The 14,489-nt window shown below is 47.0% G+C and carries 14 protein-coding genes; 9 read left to right on the top strand and 5 right to left on the bottom strand.

The features are described 5' to 3' along the window. Positions 1–17: 17 nt before the first annotated feature. Positions 18–1,202 (top strand): formate-dependent phosphoribosylglycinamide formyltransferase, encoded by a 1,185-nt coding sequence (gene purT / locus OM978_RS21005; RefSeq protein ID WP_264344371.1) that lies wholly within the window; start codon positions 18–20, stop codon positions 1,200–1,202. Between the two features lie 64 nt (positions 1,203–1,266). On the opposite strand, the gene OM978_RS21000 is transcribed toward purT, so the two are convergent. Then, the gene (locus OM978_RS21000) at positions 1,267–1,635 is read right to left on the bottom strand and encodes a hypothetical protein (RefSeq protein WP_264344370.1); all 369 of its coding nucleotides are present in this window, start codon (positions 1,633–1,635) and stop codon (positions 1,267–1,269) included. A 370-nt stretch (positions 1,636–2,005) separates the two neighbouring features. Between OM978_RS21000 and ccoG the strand changes: the two genes are divergently transcribed. From ccoG to OM978_RS20975, 5 genes are all read left to right on the top strand, one after another. Beyond that, complete coding sequence (gene ccoG, locus OM978_RS20995) at positions 2,006–3,424, top strand: cytochrome c oxidase accessory protein CcoG (protein ID WP_264344369.1); 1,419 nt, start codon at positions 2,006–2,008, stop codon at positions 3,422–3,424. 80 nt (positions 3,425–3,504) lie between these two features. Next, positions 3,505–4,485, top strand: a complete 981-nt coding sequence (locus OM978_RS20990) for a serine/threonine protein kinase (protein ID WP_264344368.1) — start codon at positions 3,505–3,507, stop codon at positions 4,483–4,485. Between the two features lie 47 nt (positions 4,486–4,532). Continuing rightward, positions 4,533–5,168, top strand: a complete 636-nt coding sequence (locus OM978_RS20985) for a thiol:disulfide interchange protein DsbA/DsbL (RefSeq protein ID WP_264344367.1) — start codon at positions 4,533–4,535, stop codon at positions 5,166–5,168. 16 nt (positions 5,169–5,184) lie between these two features. Then, positions 5,185–5,832, top strand: a complete 648-nt coding sequence (locus OM978_RS20980; RefSeq protein ID WP_264344366.1) for a thiol:disulfide interchange protein DsbA/DsbL — start codon at positions 5,185–5,187, stop codon at positions 5,830–5,832. A 146-nt stretch (positions 5,833–5,978) separates the two neighbouring features. After that, entirely contained in the window at positions 5,979–6,413 is a 435-nt protein-coding gene (locus OM978_RS20975) for a hypothetical protein (protein ID WP_264344365.1), read from the top strand. 44 nt (positions 6,414–6,457) lie between these two features. Here OM978_RS20975 and OM978_RS20970 read toward each other — a convergent pair whose 3' ends face one another. After that, positions 6,458–7,894, bottom strand: a complete 1,437-nt coding sequence (locus OM978_RS20970; protein ID WP_264344364.1) for a catalase — start codon at positions 7,892–7,894, stop codon at positions 6,458–6,460. A 136-nt stretch (positions 7,895–8,030) separates the two neighbouring features. Continuing rightward, positions 8,031–8,696, bottom strand: a complete 666-nt coding sequence (locus tag OM978_RS20965; protein WP_264344363.1) for a hypothetical protein — start codon at positions 8,694–8,696, stop codon at positions 8,031–8,033. A gap of 136 nt (positions 8,697–8,832) precedes the next feature. On the opposite strand from OM978_RS20965, the gene OM978_RS20960 reads away from it, so the two are divergent. Continuing rightward, positions 8,833–9,522 (top strand): SDR family NAD(P)-dependent oxidoreductase, encoded by a 690-nt coding sequence (locus OM978_RS20960; RefSeq protein ID WP_264344362.1) that lies wholly within the window; start codon positions 8,833–8,835, stop codon positions 9,520–9,522. Positions 9,523–9,542: 20 nt separating this feature from the next. Here OM978_RS20960 and OM978_RS20955 read toward each other — a convergent pair whose 3' ends face one another. Then, on the bottom strand, positions 9,543–10,286 hold the full coding sequence (locus OM978_RS20955) for an SDR family oxidoreductase (protein ID WP_264344361.1): 744 nt from the start codon (positions 10,284–10,286) through the stop codon (positions 9,543–9,545). A gap of 118 nt (positions 10,287–10,404) precedes the next feature. On the opposite strand from OM978_RS20955, the gene OM978_RS20950 reads away from it, so the two are divergent. Next, on the top strand, positions 10,405–11,316 hold the full coding sequence (locus OM978_RS20950) for a LysR family transcriptional regulator (protein ID WP_264344360.1): 912 nt from the start codon (positions 10,405–10,407) through the stop codon (positions 11,314–11,316). A 2-nt stretch (positions 11,317–11,318) separates the two neighbouring features. On the opposite strand, the gene OM978_RS20945 is transcribed toward OM978_RS20950, so the two are convergent. Further along, a complete protein-coding gene (locus OM978_RS20945; RefSeq protein WP_264344359.1) occupies positions 11,319–12,170 on the bottom strand; it encodes a DUF817 domain-containing protein in 852 nt (283 codons plus the stop codon). A 276-nt stretch (positions 12,171–12,446) separates the two neighbouring features. Here OM978_RS20945 and OM978_RS20940 point away from each other — a divergent pair, with 276 nt between their 5' ends. Continuing rightward, positions 12,447–14,486 (top strand): protein-disulfide reductase DsbD family protein, encoded by a 2,040-nt coding sequence (locus OM978_RS20940; RefSeq protein WP_264344358.1) that lies wholly within the window; start codon positions 12,447–12,449, stop codon positions 14,484–14,486. The last annotated feature ends 3 nt before the right edge of the window (positions 14,487–14,489 follow it).

Below are 14,489 nucleotides of genomic sequence, written 5' to 3'. Positions count from 1 at the left end.
GGGAGGAATTGCAGAACATGAGCCAGATAGGAACTCCAGGCGCAGCCAACGCCACCAAAGTGCTGTTATTAGGCAGCGGTGAACTCGGTAAAGAAGTATGTATTGAACTCAAACGTTTAGGCTGCGAAGTGATAGCAGTCGACCGTTACGCCAATGCGCCCGCTATGCAGGTTGCAGACCGTCGTTATGTCATTTCTATGCTGGATGGTGCCACATTGCGCCAAATTGTGATCAAAGAAAAACCTGCGCTGATCGTGCCTGAGCTGGAAGCCATAGCCACCAGTACTTTGGTTGAGCTGGAGCAACAAGGTTTTACTGTGATCCCAAGCGCTAAGGCGGCCAACTTAACCATGAACCGCGAAGGTATCCGCCGTTTAGCGGCTGAAGAGTTACAACTTCCTACTTCGCCTTTCCGTTTTGCCGATGACAAAAGCAGCTACTTAGCCGCAGTGGCGCATATTGGTTACCCTTGTGTGGTCAAACCTATTATGTCGTCCTCCGGCAAGGGCCAGTCTGTACTGAAATCCGACGCCGATTTAGAAAGCGCCTGGGCTTATGCGCAAGAAGGTGGTCGTGCCGGTAAAGGCCGGGTCATAGTGGAAGGTTTTATCGACTTCGATTATGAAATCACTTTGTTAACAGTGCGCTCTATTTCTGGCACTCAGTACTGCGAACCTGTTGGCCATCGTCAGGAAAAAGGTGATTACCGTGAATCATGGCAACCTCAGGCCATGTCGGCTGTTGCTTTAGAAAAAGCCCAACATTACGCTGCTAAAGTGACCGAAGCTTTAGGTGGTTTTGGCTTATTTGGCGTCGAGCTTTTTGTAAAGGGCGACGAAGTCTGGTTTAGCGAAGTATCTCCACGGCCACACGACACCGGCATGGTGACCTTAATTTCGCAAAACTACTCTGAATTTGCGCTGCATGCCCGCGCTATTTTAGGTTTGCCTATTCCGCTCATTCGCCAATACGGCCCGGCCGCTTCAGCTGTATTGCTGGTTCCGGGCAACTCGGAGCAAATTGGGTATGGCAACTTAGCTCAGGCTTTAATGCAACCCGACACCGATCTGCGGCTGTTTGGTAAACCCGAAGTACAAGGCGAACGTCGTATGGGTGTGGCTTTGGCTTTAGGCGACAACGTCGATCACGCCAAGCAAAAAGCATTGGATGTGATTGCAAAAATTAAAGTGGATCTGCAGTAGGCTTTCACATGCCAATTCATTTTTGAATTTGATAAGAAGGGCCTGCGGGCCCTTTTTGACAGACTTAACTTTTAAATTCTTCCAGCTTCGGATACTGCTTCAATACATCACAGGCTCTTTGCATGGCGTCACCAAATAAAGCTGGATGAAAATCTCCGTTTTGGCAGTAGTCGCGGCGAAATTGCAGCAGGGTATTGATGTCCTGTGCTGCTTTAGCTAAAGCCTCTTGTTGGCCTGTGCCGTAATCCTGACCTATGGCGTAAAAAGCTTTCTGAATTTTGCGGGTGACGACTGAATCCGACTGAGCGCCCGGCAACGAAATATGTTCAGCCAGCCAGTCCAGTACGGGTTCTGAATAGGGCAATAGTCGGGGATGGTCATAAAATGTAAGGGTGCTGACAATCAGCAAACATAACAGCAAAAAATTGCGCATAACCTGTTACCCCATCTATATCTCTATTGGTTATAACACAGCGATAGCGCTATGACACTGTCAATTTGGCTACCAAAGTTCTTACCACTGTCAACAAGGTTGACAGTCTGAAACTGAACGTAATATTAAAACTTAATATGGATCATAGTGTTATATACTATAGGCCTTTGGTTCAATTATTGCAGTAGTCAAACTGGTCATCACATAAAGCAGTTAGGATGAGGCGCGGCAACCAAGGGCACTCTACTGGTTAGCAGACAAGTAAAGTGCTTAAGGGTTCGTCAGAACAATGCCCGCTTTGTCCTGTATCAACAAGCTGCAATAAACAGCCTGCTACACTGAATACCAGATAGCAGCACGAGGTATGGGCGTGGATAACAAGATAGATATTAAAAATATTCCGGTTGAGGTACATAGACCTGATCCGGACAAAAAAGCCAAATACAACCCAAGAGATCGCATCTATATTCGTGCGGTGAAGGGCTTGCATCAAACCTTAAGGCGCAACATTGGCTTTGTGTTTATGGCTGCATTTATGCTGTTGCCCTGGCTGCAATTTAATGGTCAGCAGGCCATTTTGCTCGATATTGTTGAGCAGAAATTTTATATCTTCGGTATGACCTTATGGCCGCAGGATTTCACTATTCTGGCCTGGATTTTTGTCATTGGCGCTTTTGCGTTGTTTTTTGTTACCACATTTTATGGTCGGGTCTGGTGTGGTTATTTATGCCCCCAAACCGTCTGGACCTTTATTTTTATGTGGTTTGAAGAGAAATTTCAGGGCACCCGTAATCAGCGTATGAAGTTGGATCAGGACCCCTGGACCTTCAGTAAAGTGCTGAAAAAAGGCGCGACTCATTTTAGCTGGCTGGCGTTTTCTGTGCTCACGGCGCTGATTTTTGTTGGCTACTTTACCCCTGTTGATCAGTTGTTTATCCAATTCTTTACACTGGAAGCCAGCTTCTGGGCTGCGGTTTCAGTCTGGTTTTTTGCCTTCTGTACATACGGCAATGCAGGCTGGATGCGCGAAATTATGTGTACTCACATTTGCCCTTACGCTCGTTTCCAGTCGGCCATGTTTGATAAAGATACCTTTACCGTGACTTACGATGCCAAACGTGGCGAAAACCGTGGTCCACGCGCCCGTAAAGACACTGAATACAAAGCCAAAGGTTTAGGCGATTGTATCGACTGTAACTTGTGTGTGCATGTCTGCCCTACTGGCATCGACATTCGTAACGGTCTGCAGTATGAGTGCATTAACTGTGGTGCCTGTATAGATGCTTGTGACGATACCATGGATAAAATGGGCTACGCCAAAGGCTTAATCAGCTACACCACAGAACATAGTCTGGAAGGCAAAACTACCAAAGTAGTGCGTGGCAAGTTAGTCGGCTACTTTATGGTGTTAGTCGCTGTATGTGCGGCCTTTGCCTGGACCTTAGTGGTGCGGAAACCCGTGGTGATGGACATAGTTCGCGACCGTGGCTCTTTGTTCCGTGAAACCGACGAAGGGTTAATTGAAAACACCTACACCTTAAAAGTCATCAACAAGTCGCAGTTGGAGCAAACCTATCAATTGTCGGTAGAAGGTTTGGATCAAGCACAGTGGTTAGGTGAGAAAGAACTGACCATCAAAGGGGGTGAAACAGCCAACCTGCCAATCAGCTTGTCGCTAGACCCTGTTGATGCGAAGAAATCCGTGCTGGAAATTGAGTTTGTGCTGCAAGACAGCGACGAGCCGGATATCCGCTTAACTCAAGGCAGTAAGTTCTTTTCATCACGCTAAGTTTTTAAAAGCGTTAGACTAGGGAGCTTCGGCTCCCTATTTTTTTAGGCTAATTAGCTGTCATTACCAAACGGAATTCCATGAGCACTTTTGATTTCTCTACTTTAAGTCCGGATTTAATGCTGGATGCGTTGTTTCATTATGGCTTTGATGTCAGCTCTGGTTTATTACAACTAAACAGCTTTGAAAACAGAGTCTGTCAGTTTAGAGATGATGATCGTAAAAGTTGGGTGGTGAAGTTTTACCGGCCCGAGCGCTGGAGCTTAGAACAACTGAACGAAGAGCATCAGTTTGTGCGTGAACTGGCTGAAATTGAAGTGCCGGTGGCTGAAGCTGTTGAGCGGGATGGCCAGCAAGTGTTGTCTTATGGCGGCTTTTATTTATCCGTTTTCCCAAGCCGGGGTGGCCGCACTTTAGAGCCTGACAACGATAATCAAATGCTGCAACTGGGGCGTTTTTTAGGCATGGTGCATCAGGTGGGCGCAGCGCGGCCTTTTATCCACAGACCGACCATCAACCACCAGACTTTTTTGCTCGACAGCCAGCAAAGCTTGCTGCAGTCGGGCCTTATTCCGCCATCATTGGAAAAAGATTATCAGGCCATGATGCAACAATTGTGCGACAAGGTCGGTCCTTTGTATAAGCCGGAAAAAATCCGGCGGGTGCATGGCGACTGCCATATAGGCAATTTGCTGTGGCACGACGACAGACCTTTGTTGCTGGACTTTGACGACAGCCGCAATGGCCCTGCAGTGCAGGACTTGTGGTTATTGCTGAACGGCGACAGAGTGGAGCAAACTTACCAGCTGTCGTTATTGTTGGAAGAGTATGAACAGTACTGCGATTTTGACCATAAAGAGCTGCGTCTGATAGAACCCTTGCGTGCTATGCGTATCTTGTCTTATATGGCCTGGATAGCAAAAAGGTGGAGCGATCCGGCTTTTCCAAAGAACTTTCCATGGTTCAGCACAGACCAATACTGGCAGCAACAATTGCGGGCACTGGATGAACAGCTGAAATTCTGTGACCAGAGCCCACTTTCTCTGATGCCTCAGTGGTAAGATTTTGTTAGAGTAGTGGCAGTTTTATTCCAAGGAACATTCGAATAATGAAAAAGTTAACAGCGTTGTTAGTAGGTGCATTGTTATTACCTGTGGCAGTTTTTGCCGCTCAGTTTGAAGAAGGTAAACACTACGAAGTAGTTTCTGAGCAGGCGACAACCAAACCTGAAGTGAAGGAATTTTTCTCTTTTTATTGTCCTGCCTGTTTTGCATACGAGCCTAAAGTACAAGCTTTGGCGAAACAGTTGCCAGCTGGTGTTGAGCTGAAAAAGGTGCATGTCGACTTTTTACAGCACGCATCTCCGGAAATTCAGGTGACTTTAGCCAAAGCTTATCTGGTGGCAAAAAATCTGGGTAAAGGTGATCAGGTGGCCAGCTCATTTTTTAACCATGTGCATGTTGACCGTAAAAGCTTCGCCAATGATGACGATATCAAAGCAGTAGTTGTGGCTCAGGGCGTTGACGCAGACACCTACGATAAAGCCATCAAAAGCTTTACTGTAGCTGGCGGTGCTAAACAAATGAAAAAAGAACAGGATGCTTTATCAGGCCGCCGTGTATTAACAGGTGTACCAACCTTTATTGTGAACGGTAAATACAAAATTCTGAATCAGGGCCTGAGCCGTGAAAATCAGGATGAAGAATTTAAGCAGTTAGTGAATTTTTTACTGACTCAATCTTAATTAGAAGGCGTTCCTTATGTTTAAAAAATTACTGGCTGCTTTAATTTTTGCTCCTGTAATAGCTTTTGCTTCTGCAGCTGCCCCTGTGCAGTTTCAGGAAGGTGTGCATTACGATGTAGTCGCAGAAAAAGCGACGACTAAACCTGAAGTTTTAGAGTTCTTTTCCTTTTATTGCCCACACTGCAAAGCTTTTGAACCTTTTGCTCAGGCACTGGATAAGAAACTGCCTAAAGGTGTCAGCTTGACTAAACACCATGTCGACTTTTTGCCTGTGGCTCCACCTGAATTACAACAGTCTTTAGCCAAGGCTTATGTTGTGGCAAAAAATGCAGGTCAGGGTGATCGTATTGCTGATGTAATCTTTGACTATCTGCATAATCAACGCGCCAGCTTTAGCAGCGAACAGGATATTCGCAACCTGTTGGTGGTAAATGATGTTCCTGCCATGTTGTTTGACTCAGGTATGGTCAGTCAGGCTGTGAATGATGAAGTTGCAGCGATGAAAAAGAGTCAGGATCATTATTCTGAAGCTAAAGTGCTCAGAGGTGTACCTACTTTAATTGTGAACGGTAAATACCAGGTGAAGTTTTCTGGTTTAAGCCAGCAGAATTTCCAGCAGGATTTAGACGCGGTAGTGGCTTATCTGTTAGCGAAAAAAGACTAACCAACCTTTTATCATTCCAGCTAGAAAAAGACCGGCGTTGTGGAAACAGGCCGGTTTTTTATTTTTACAGTTCCTGCCGACATTGTTGCGAACTATTCGCAATTGAAATGGTCTAGATGACATCAATTCTCAATTGGGGGTGTCGTATGGAACAATGGCAACAGATCATCGCTCAAGGCAACAGGGCTTTTACGGAACGGCATTTAACGGCGGCAGCCAGCTTTTACCGTCAGGCTATATCGGATGTCTGGCCTATTTGGTATCACTGCGCTTTTGTTTGTTGTCCACCAGAATTGAGCCGTGAAGAAGCGTCGTTACCGACCTTTTGTTTATCTATTTCTATTCAGAATCTGGCTGAAACTTATGCGCAGCAGCAACGCTGGCGCCGTTGCCAGACTACGTTGCGGCATGGCTTAAACTGGTTTGAACAAATGCTGCAGCGTTTGGATGGTGATCATCCGGCCAGTATTGCGGTATTGCAGGAATCGGCCAAGCTCAGGGCTGAATATCAGGCGGTGTGCAAAAGATACAGGCAGTGGCAGTTATCGCGTTTACCTGCCAGCCGTCAGTATTTACATTAAAAAACCCGGCTCCTGTTAAGCCGGGCTTGATATTACTGATGTTGTTATCGGCCCAAGGCTTTAGCTACGCCAGCGCCATAAGCCGGATCAGCTTTAGTGCAGTTGGCAATATGCCTGTCCTGAATATCTTTGGATACACCAGCCAGATTGGCTGCTGTATTGGCAAACAGGAACTGTTGTTTTTCCGGCGTCATCAACCGGAATAAATTGCCAGGTTGTTCGTAATGATCGTCATCAACATAATGATCGTAACGATCTGCCGCGCCTGTCATCGCCAAAGCGGGTTCGGCATATTCAGGCCTGTTATCCCATACTCCTTTTGAATTGGGCTGATAGCTGATAGTGCCACCTAAATTACCATCTGTACGCATCTGGCCGTCTCTGTGGTAGCTATGGAAAGGGCAGCGTGGGGCATTAACCGGTATATGGTTAAAGTTCACACCTAAGCGATAACGCTGGGCGTCTCCATAAGAAAATAACCGCGCCTGTAACATCCTGTCCGGTGAAAAACTAACGCCTGGTACTACATTGGCCGGTGAAAACGCCGCTTGCTCTACTTCAGCAAAGTGGTTTTCCGGGTTTTTATTCAGCTCCATCACGCCAACTTCATGCAGCGGATAGTCTTTATGTGGCCAGACTTTGGTTAAATCAAAAGGATTATGTTTATGAGTAGCGGCTTGCTGCTCAGTCATGATCTGCACTTTTAAGGTCCAGCGCGGATAATCACCTGCTTCTATGCAGTCGTACAAATCGCGTAAATGGCTTTCTCTGTCTTTACCTATCACCAGCTCAGATTCTTCAGCACTCAGGTTTTTAATACCCTGGTGAGTGTGAAAATGGAATTTCACCCAATATCTTTCATTGGCGGCGTTAATAAAACTAAAGGTATGGCTGCCAAAACCATGCATATGACGGTAGGTGGCCGGAATACCTCTGTCGCTCATCACTATAGTCACCTGGTGCAAGGCTTCAGGTAATAAAGTCCAGAAGTCCCAGTTGTTTTCGGCACTGCGTAAGCCTGTGCGCGGGTCTCGTTTTACTGCGTGGTTTAGGTCAGGGAAACGCATAGGATCACGAAAGAAAAATACCGGCGTATTGTTGCCGACAATATCCCAGTTGCCTTCTTCGGTATAAAACTTCACAGCAAAACCACGAATATCCCGCTCAGCATCAGCCGCACCACGTTCACCTGCGACAGTGGAAAAACGCAAAAACAGGTCAGTCTTTTTACCTATTTGAGAAAATATCTTCGCTCTGGTGTAACGGCTGATGTCGTGAGTGACTGTGAAGGTGCCGTAAGCACCAGCGCCTTTGGCATGCATACGCCGCTCTGGAATTACTTCGCGGTCAAAATGGGCCAGCTTCTCTAAAAGCCAGATATCCTGCAATAAAGCCGGGCCGCGTGGGCCGGCAGTCATGGTATTGGTATTGTCCGGAACCGGGGCGCCTGTGGCATTGGTTAAAGGGGGTACCTTGCTCATTAAAATTCTCCGTCTGCAAAACAAATAAACACTCTGTTGGTGTGGATGTCTCTGGCTCCGGCCAGACTGCAGACCTGTAAAACTATAGCCAGATTTTATAAAGCAGGTGCAAGTTGTTTGAGCAAAAAGAGAGTTTTTAACGCAGTTGCCATTTGCCTTGTTGTAGTTGCAGGCTCTGAAGCTTTTGATCTTCCTCACCATTGTGGTAATGCAACCGGATAAATTCCACTTTATCCGGGCTGACCCAACGTACATCCAATGGATTCCAGGGTTGTATTCTGTTGTCGTCGCCGCTAAGCACCATTTCAGCATAAAGCTTGTGATTACGAATACGGTAAATCACCACCAGATTGGCATTTTCTTTATCTGAACGGGCTTCGGAATAGACCAGTAAACGTTTGTTGTCCGGCGATAACAGCGGAAAGCCGTTGATTTGGGTTTGTAAGCCAGTTTGAGTATTGATCAGATAAACGCTGCGGCCCCTGTATTCAAATACCCAGACGACAGCCAGTTGGGCTGCTTCTAAATAGGAAACTAAATAAGGTTGAGTGTCCTCGTCGGTTTTTTCTTTAAAAATAGGAAAAGCTAAAGCACCTGCTTTGGTTTGCAGATGCAAAAAATTGCTGTTGCGCTGGACCTGAAAGGGGACTTTGGGTAATAAGTCCTCTTCCAGTTCTTCAGCGCAGGAGCGTTCCAGTTCCACTTCAAACTCACATGCCATTGCAGTCGTCGCAATAGCACTGCAAAACAACCAAAACAGGAACGACAATGCAGTTTTTTGCAGTAAGCTGATGTTAGACATCAGGAGTTTTCCTCGATTGACTAAAGTATTCGATCAGTCCTGTGGCTTAGTTTAGGTAAATTTGCATCCTAGTCATCACTATTTCATCTGAAAAGACTAAAAACTAAGCTGAATGAACATATCAGGGAGAGGTTATATGGCAGAGCGACAAAAAACAGTATTGATCACAGGTGCAAATCGCGGCATCGGATTTGCAATAGCTAAAACCCTGGTACAGCAAGGTGGTTTTCAGTTGCTGCTGGCCGCCCGTCATCAAAAAGATGCCGAGGAAGCCGTTGCTTTGTTGGGCTCTGGTATAGCACTTCGACTGGATTTAACCGACCCTTTACTGCTGGAGCAAAAAGCTCTGCAGATTGAGCGTCAGTATGGTCCTGTTGATGTATTAATTAATAATGCCGCCATGCTGCATTCCACTGAAGTACAGCATACCCATGCCGAAGATTTACTCCAGAGTTTGTCGGTTAATACAGTAGCGCCTTTTATGCTTTGTAAGGTGTTTGGTCACTTGATGAAACAGCGGGGTTATGGCCGTATTGTCAATGTTTCATCCAGTTGGGGCAGCTTTGCTGAAGGGCTGGAAGGTCCGGCTTGTTATGCCATTAGTAAAGCCGCGCTGAACGCAGTCACTGTAAGCTGTGCCCGTGAATTTATGCCAGAAGTGAAAGTAAACGCTGCTTGCCCTGGTTGGGTGCGTACCCGTATGGGTGGAGAAGCCGCTGATTTAAGTCCGGAGCAAGGGGCTGAAACACCAGTCTGGCTCGCCACCTTAGGTGACGATGGCCCGACCGGTGCATTTTTCCGCAATAAAACCCAGATTGACTGGTAGTTGTATCTGGCTGTGTTGGCTTAGAAATCCTGCACAGCCGGACGTAGAACTATTTCGTTAATATCTACGTCTTTAGGTTGTTCTATGGCATAAGCCACAGCTCTTGCCACTGAATCTGCCGGAATCGCCATCTGATAGAAGTTACCGACAAATTCAGCGCTTTGCTGATGGCTACTGCCGTGCTTCAGTTCAGAATCTACGGCTCCAGGCAGGATAGTGGTAGTACGGATAGCTCCACCTACTTCATGGCGCAAGCCTTCGCTGATTGCCCGAACCGCAAACTTAGTGCCGCTGTACACTGTGCCACCAGGGCTGAACACTTTAATGCCTGCTACGGACGAGATATTAATAAAATGACCGGATTGTTGCTGCTCAAATACAGGTAAAGCTGCGGCTATGCCATACAACACACCTTTGATATTGATGTCGATCATCCGATCCCATTCATCTGTTTTTAATTCACTGATAGGGGCAATAGACATCAAACCTGCATTATTGATCATGACATCTACCTTGCCAAAACGACTGACACCCAGTTGCACCAGAGCCTGCACTTCGCTGGCTTTAGTGACATCCGTCACCAGATAAGCTGCTTGCCCACCTTTGGCTTCGATCGTGGCTGCTATCTGTTGCAGTTTGTCTTCACGGCGTGCACCTAATACCACTTTGGCACCCAGACTGGCCAGGTGGTAAGCCGTGGCTTCACCCAAACCGCTACTTGCGCCTGTGATCACTACTGTTTTTCCTGAAATATTCTGACTCATGGTTTTGTCCTCAGTCGGGTTGCAGATAGTTAATTTCGACCTGGTCAGTATGAAGTGATAGACAAATCCAAAAAATGGAAATATTTTGATTTTATAATTCCTTATTTTGGAATAATTAATGCTAAACAAAGTTGAATTACTGCGAATTTTTTGCACCGCTGCGCAAAGCGATAGTTTTAAGGCTGCTGCTGTCCGGCTGCATATTTCCCCGCAGGCGGTCACCAGAGCTGTGCAGCAATTGGAGCAAAGTACAGGTGAGGTGTTGTTTCATCGCAGTACCCGTCATATCAAACTCACAGGTTTTGCGGAAAATTTTTTGCTACAGGCACAGGCCAGCCTGGCCCAGTTAGATGGCTTGTTTCAGAAACATCAGCCAACTCAGCAGCAGAGTATTGCAGGTTTGGTCCGTGTTGCGGCTCCCAAAGTTTTGCGGCCAGTGCTGATGCCGGTATTTACTACCTTGGCGCAACGTCATCAGGCATTACAGCTGGATCTGCGTTTTTCCGACCAAATTGCGGATGTAGTGGATGAGCAGATCGATGTTGGAGTAAGGATTGGTTCGGTACGGGATAATAGCTTTATCGCCCGCACTGTGGCTCAGGTTGGCTTGTATCTAACGGCCAGCCCATCTTTGCTGGCAACTTATGGTAAGCCTGCTGATCTGGAACAATTGGCGTTGATGCCGGTCACTCAGTTGATGGACAGAGCAACGGGAAGACCATGGCATTGGTATTTCAGAGACGGTGCTTTATGGTCGCCAAAGCGTAGCAGCTTTATCGTTGATGATGCGGAGGCCGAAGTTGAAGCAACCCTTGCCGGACTGGGTGTATCGCAATTGGCATCCTATAGCGCTATCCAGCATATCCGCAGTGGTGCTTTGGTGCGTTTATTGCCTGAACTGGAGCCAAAAGCCTGGCCATTATCCGTCTACAGACCACAACGTGGGCCTGTGTCGGAGCGGGTCAGGTTAGTGGTTGATAGCCTTGTTCAGACGCTGAGTGACAGGGAAATATTCCCTGAATTCCCCTAATTTTACTCAGGCACATGAATACGTGCTTTCACGTACTTAAGCTGCGCCACTATGGTGAAGGTCATAATCACCAACAAAGACCAGGAGCTCCATTTGCCGACATGCACCACAGACCAGGCACCCAGCTGATTTGGGTAACTCCATAAGCCCATAAAAGTGCTGATGTTTTCCGCAAGCCAAATAAAAAAGCCTACTAAAACAAAACCAAGCAATAAGGGCATCTGCCGCTCTTTTTCCAGTGGATGGTAATAAACGACAGTTCTTGCATACAAACCTAAAGTAATAGCGGCCAGATACCAGCGGTAATCACCAATGTAATGATGGCTGAAAAAATTCAGGTAAATCAGTGAAGCAATCAGAGCGGCCATCCAATAAGGTGGATGATGCCGCACCCGTAGCTCCATTAAACGCCAGATTTGAATAATGTAACTGCCGACCGCCGCATACATAAAACCGGCAAAAAGGGGCACACCTAATACTTTAGAAAACGCCGGATCAGGGTAACTCCAGGACTGAATAGCGCCGGAGGTTTTAAAGACTTCCAAAGCAAAACCAACCAGATGAAACAAGCTGATGGCTTTGGCTTCATCCCAGGTTTCCAGTTTGGCCCAGACCATCCAGATTTGGATCAGCAGTGCCAGCAGCAACAGCACATCATAACGACTGACGCCCGCTACCCCTTCCCGCGGGACCAGCAAAACAGAGAGAAAAAACAAGCCAACAAATAAACAGGCCCGGGCCTGCTTGATACCAAAAAATAAAAACTCCCAACAAAACCGCTGTACGGATGAACTGTCTGTTGGTGCTCTAACGGACATAAGCCATTGATCGAATTTATTAAACTGCAACGACATCCGGCGCATATCCTTATGATTTCAGAGCTTTGGTGTTAAGCCACGCTAAAGCCTGAGTCAGATAAAATCAAGATCTGGCCAGTACTATCTTGTCTGATGTCTGGGTATTGTTTTTGTCCTGCAACAGCTGAACGAACAAGGCAGAAACCCAACCAGCTGCGGTTGGCTGCTGATCGCTGTTCCGGTATTGCCGTACACTAAAGTGATAGATAATTTGAGGGCAAAAATTTTCTGATGATTCTGTTTCAGCGTTTTCTTTTCTTATGGATAGTTTTAATGGCTCTGGCCATTGGGCCAGTTCAGGCGCAAACCAGCGGCTGGGTCAAGGCCAGTCATTTAAAAGCTGAACTAGTCAGTGATCATCAGGACGTGCGGCCAGGCCAAAGCCTGAAGCTGGCGCTGCATTTTATTCCGGATGACCATTGGCATACCTACTGGCAAAACCCCGGTGATTCAGGCTTAGCCACCAGCATAGAATGGGATTTACCCGATGGCGTAGAGGCAGGCGCTATTCAGTGGCCCGCTCCAATGGCCATCTCAGTGCCTCCGCTGGTGAATTATGGCTTTGAAGGTCCGACTATTTTGGTGTCGGAACTGCGTATTCCTGCTGATTTCAAAGGCTCTCAACTACAGATCAAAGCCAAAGTGGACTGGCTGGTCTGTAAAGAGATTTGTATTCCGGCCGATGCCAGTTTTGAGCTGAACTTGCCTGTGACTCAGACCGCAATGCAGGCCAACGACTACTTGGCGCTTTTTGAACAAGCCACACAAAAACAGCCAAAACTGCTGCAGTTAAAAGGCCGTTATGATGTGCAAAACCAGAAATTTTCTGCTGCTGTGCAGATGCCGGAAGATTTAAAAGTATCTGCCTTTTTTGTCTCTGCGCCTGAGCTGGTCGATCACGCCGCACCTCAGCAAATTGATTGGGTGGATGGCGAATTATTATTACGTCAGCAGCAAAACACCTACTTTAGCCAGACTCCATCCCAGTTTGATTTGGTACTGAATACGGCCGCAGGCCCTGTATTACTGCAATTGCAACATGAAAGTGCTCCACAGATCTCTGAAGTTACTTTGGCAAGTTTCAGCCTGCTGGATTGGTTGGGGATGCTGGTGCTGGCCGCTTTGGGTGGCTTGATCCTGAATTTAATGCCCTGCGTATTTCCTGTGTTGTCTTTAAAAGCGCTGAATTTGGTCAATAACCAGAATTCGACCCAACAAATCAAAGCTGAAGCTTTATGGTATAGCGCTGGAGTGGTGCTTAGTTTTGTGTTGTTAGCTGCTTTGTTGCTGTTGTTCAGAGCCGCAGGCCAAGCGGCTGGCTGGGGTTTCCAGCTGCAAAATCCGCTGGTAGTTGGCGTACTGGCATATGTGCTCTTTGTATTGGGTTTAAGTTTGTCCGGTGTAGTGCAGTTGGGTTTAGGCTGGATGAATTCAGGCCAACAACTGACCCAACAGCAAGGTCATAAAGGCTCGTTTTTTACCGGTGTGTTGGCTGTAGTAGTGGCCAGCCCATGTACGGCGCCATTTATGGGCACAGCTTTAGGTTATGCCGCAACTCAGCCTGCTTTAGCGGCTTTGGCTATTTTTGCGGCTTTGGGATTGGGTATGGCATTACCTTTCCTGTTATTAGCCTGGTGGCCGGGTTTTGCTGCTTTATTACCTAAACCCGGCCTTTGGATGGAAAAGCTGAAGCAATGGCTGGCTTATCCATTGTATTTAAGTGCGGTCTGGCTGTTGTGGGTTTATGGTCGCCAGCAAGGGTTAGATGCCTTAGCTCTGGCTTTAGTGGGGCTGGTATTGGTTGGGGCTGCCTGTTGGTTATGGGGGCAACAACAACTGCAGCAGGCAGGAAAAATAAGTAGTCTGCTCGCATTGATACTGCTGCTGGGTGCCTTTGCATTGTTATGGTATCCGCAGCCTGCTACGCAACAGGTTACACAAACTGATCATGCTGAGGTCTGGTCGGAGCAACGCTTAAAACAACTGGTGCAGGAAGGTCAGCCTGTACTGGTCAATATGACAGCCGACTGGTGTATTACCTGTTTAGTCAATGAGCGTGTGGCCCTGGACACAGACAGCAGCAAAGCCGCTATGGTTTTATATGGGCTTAAATATCTCAAGGGTGATTGGACTAACAAAGATCCAGCCATCAGTGCGTATTTACGGCAGTTTCAGCGCGACGGTGTGCCTTTGTATGTGTTGTATTGGCCTGGACAGCCGCCTGAAGTGTTGCCACAAATTTTAACGCCGGATTCATTACGTCAGGCGTTGGAGCAATTGAGCAGTAAACAACCCTTAATTACCAGTCAATAGCCA

The sequence above is a fragment of the Rheinheimera sp. MM224 genome, assembly GCF_947090785.1.
In the GTDB taxonomy this organism is placed as follows: Bacteria; Pseudomonadota; Gammaproteobacteria; order Enterobacterales; family Alteromonadaceae; genus Pararheinheimera.
The sequence above is the reverse complement of the archived record's forward strand: the minus strand, read 5'-3'. Positions and strand labels throughout refer to the sequence as shown.

Excerpts from the sequence above, each read along its gene's own strand:
- OM978_RS20955 (WP_264344361.1), bottom strand. The coding sequence starts at position 10,286 with ATGAGTCAGAATATTTCAGGAAAAACAGTAGTGATCACAGGCGCAAGT.
- OM978_RS20985 (WP_264344367.1), top strand. The coding sequence starts at position 4,533 with ATGAAAAAGTTAACAGCGTTGTTAGTAGGTGCATTGTTATTACCTGTG.
- OM978_RS20945 (WP_264344359.1), bottom strand. The coding sequence starts at position 12,170 with ATGTCGTTGCAGTTTAATAAATTCGATCAATGGCTTATGTCCGTTAGA.
- OM978_RS20975 (WP_264344365.1), top strand. The coding sequence starts at position 5,979 with ATGGAACAATGGCAACAGATCATCGCTCAAGGCAACAGGGCTTTTACG.
- OM978_RS20965 (WP_264344363.1), bottom strand. The coding sequence starts at position 8,696 with ATGTCTAACATCAGCTTACTGCAAAAAACTGCATTGTCGTTCCTGTTT.
- OM978_RS20950 (WP_264344360.1), top strand. The coding sequence starts at position 10,405 with ATGCTAAACAAAGTTGAATTACTGCGAATTTTTTGCACCGCTGCGCAA.
- OM978_RS21000 (WP_264344370.1), bottom strand. The coding sequence starts at position 1,635 with ATGCGCAATTTTTTGCTGTTATGTTTGCTGATTGTCAGCACCCTTACA.
- OM978_RS20970 (WP_264344364.1), bottom strand. The coding sequence starts at position 7,894 with ATGAGCAAGGTACCCCCTTTAACCAATGCCACAGGCGCCCCGGTTCCG.
- OM978_RS20940 (WP_264344358.1), top strand. The coding sequence starts at position 12,447 with ATGGCTCTGGCCATTGGGCCAGTTCAGGCGCAAACCAGCGGCTGGGTC.
- purT (WP_264344371.1), top strand. The coding sequence starts at position 18 with ATGAGCCAGATAGGAACTCCAGGCGCAGCCAACGCCACCAAAGTGCTG.
- OM978_RS20980 (WP_264344366.1), top strand. The coding sequence starts at position 5,185 with ATGTTTAAAAAATTACTGGCTGCTTTAATTTTTGCTCCTGTAATAGCT.
- OM978_RS20960 (WP_264344362.1), top strand. The coding sequence starts at position 8,833 with ATGGCAGAGCGACAAAAAACAGTATTGATCACAGGTGCAAATCGCGGC.
- OM978_RS20990 (WP_264344368.1), top strand. The coding sequence starts at position 3,505 with ATGAGCACTTTTGATTTCTCTACTTTAAGTCCGGATTTAATGCTGGAT.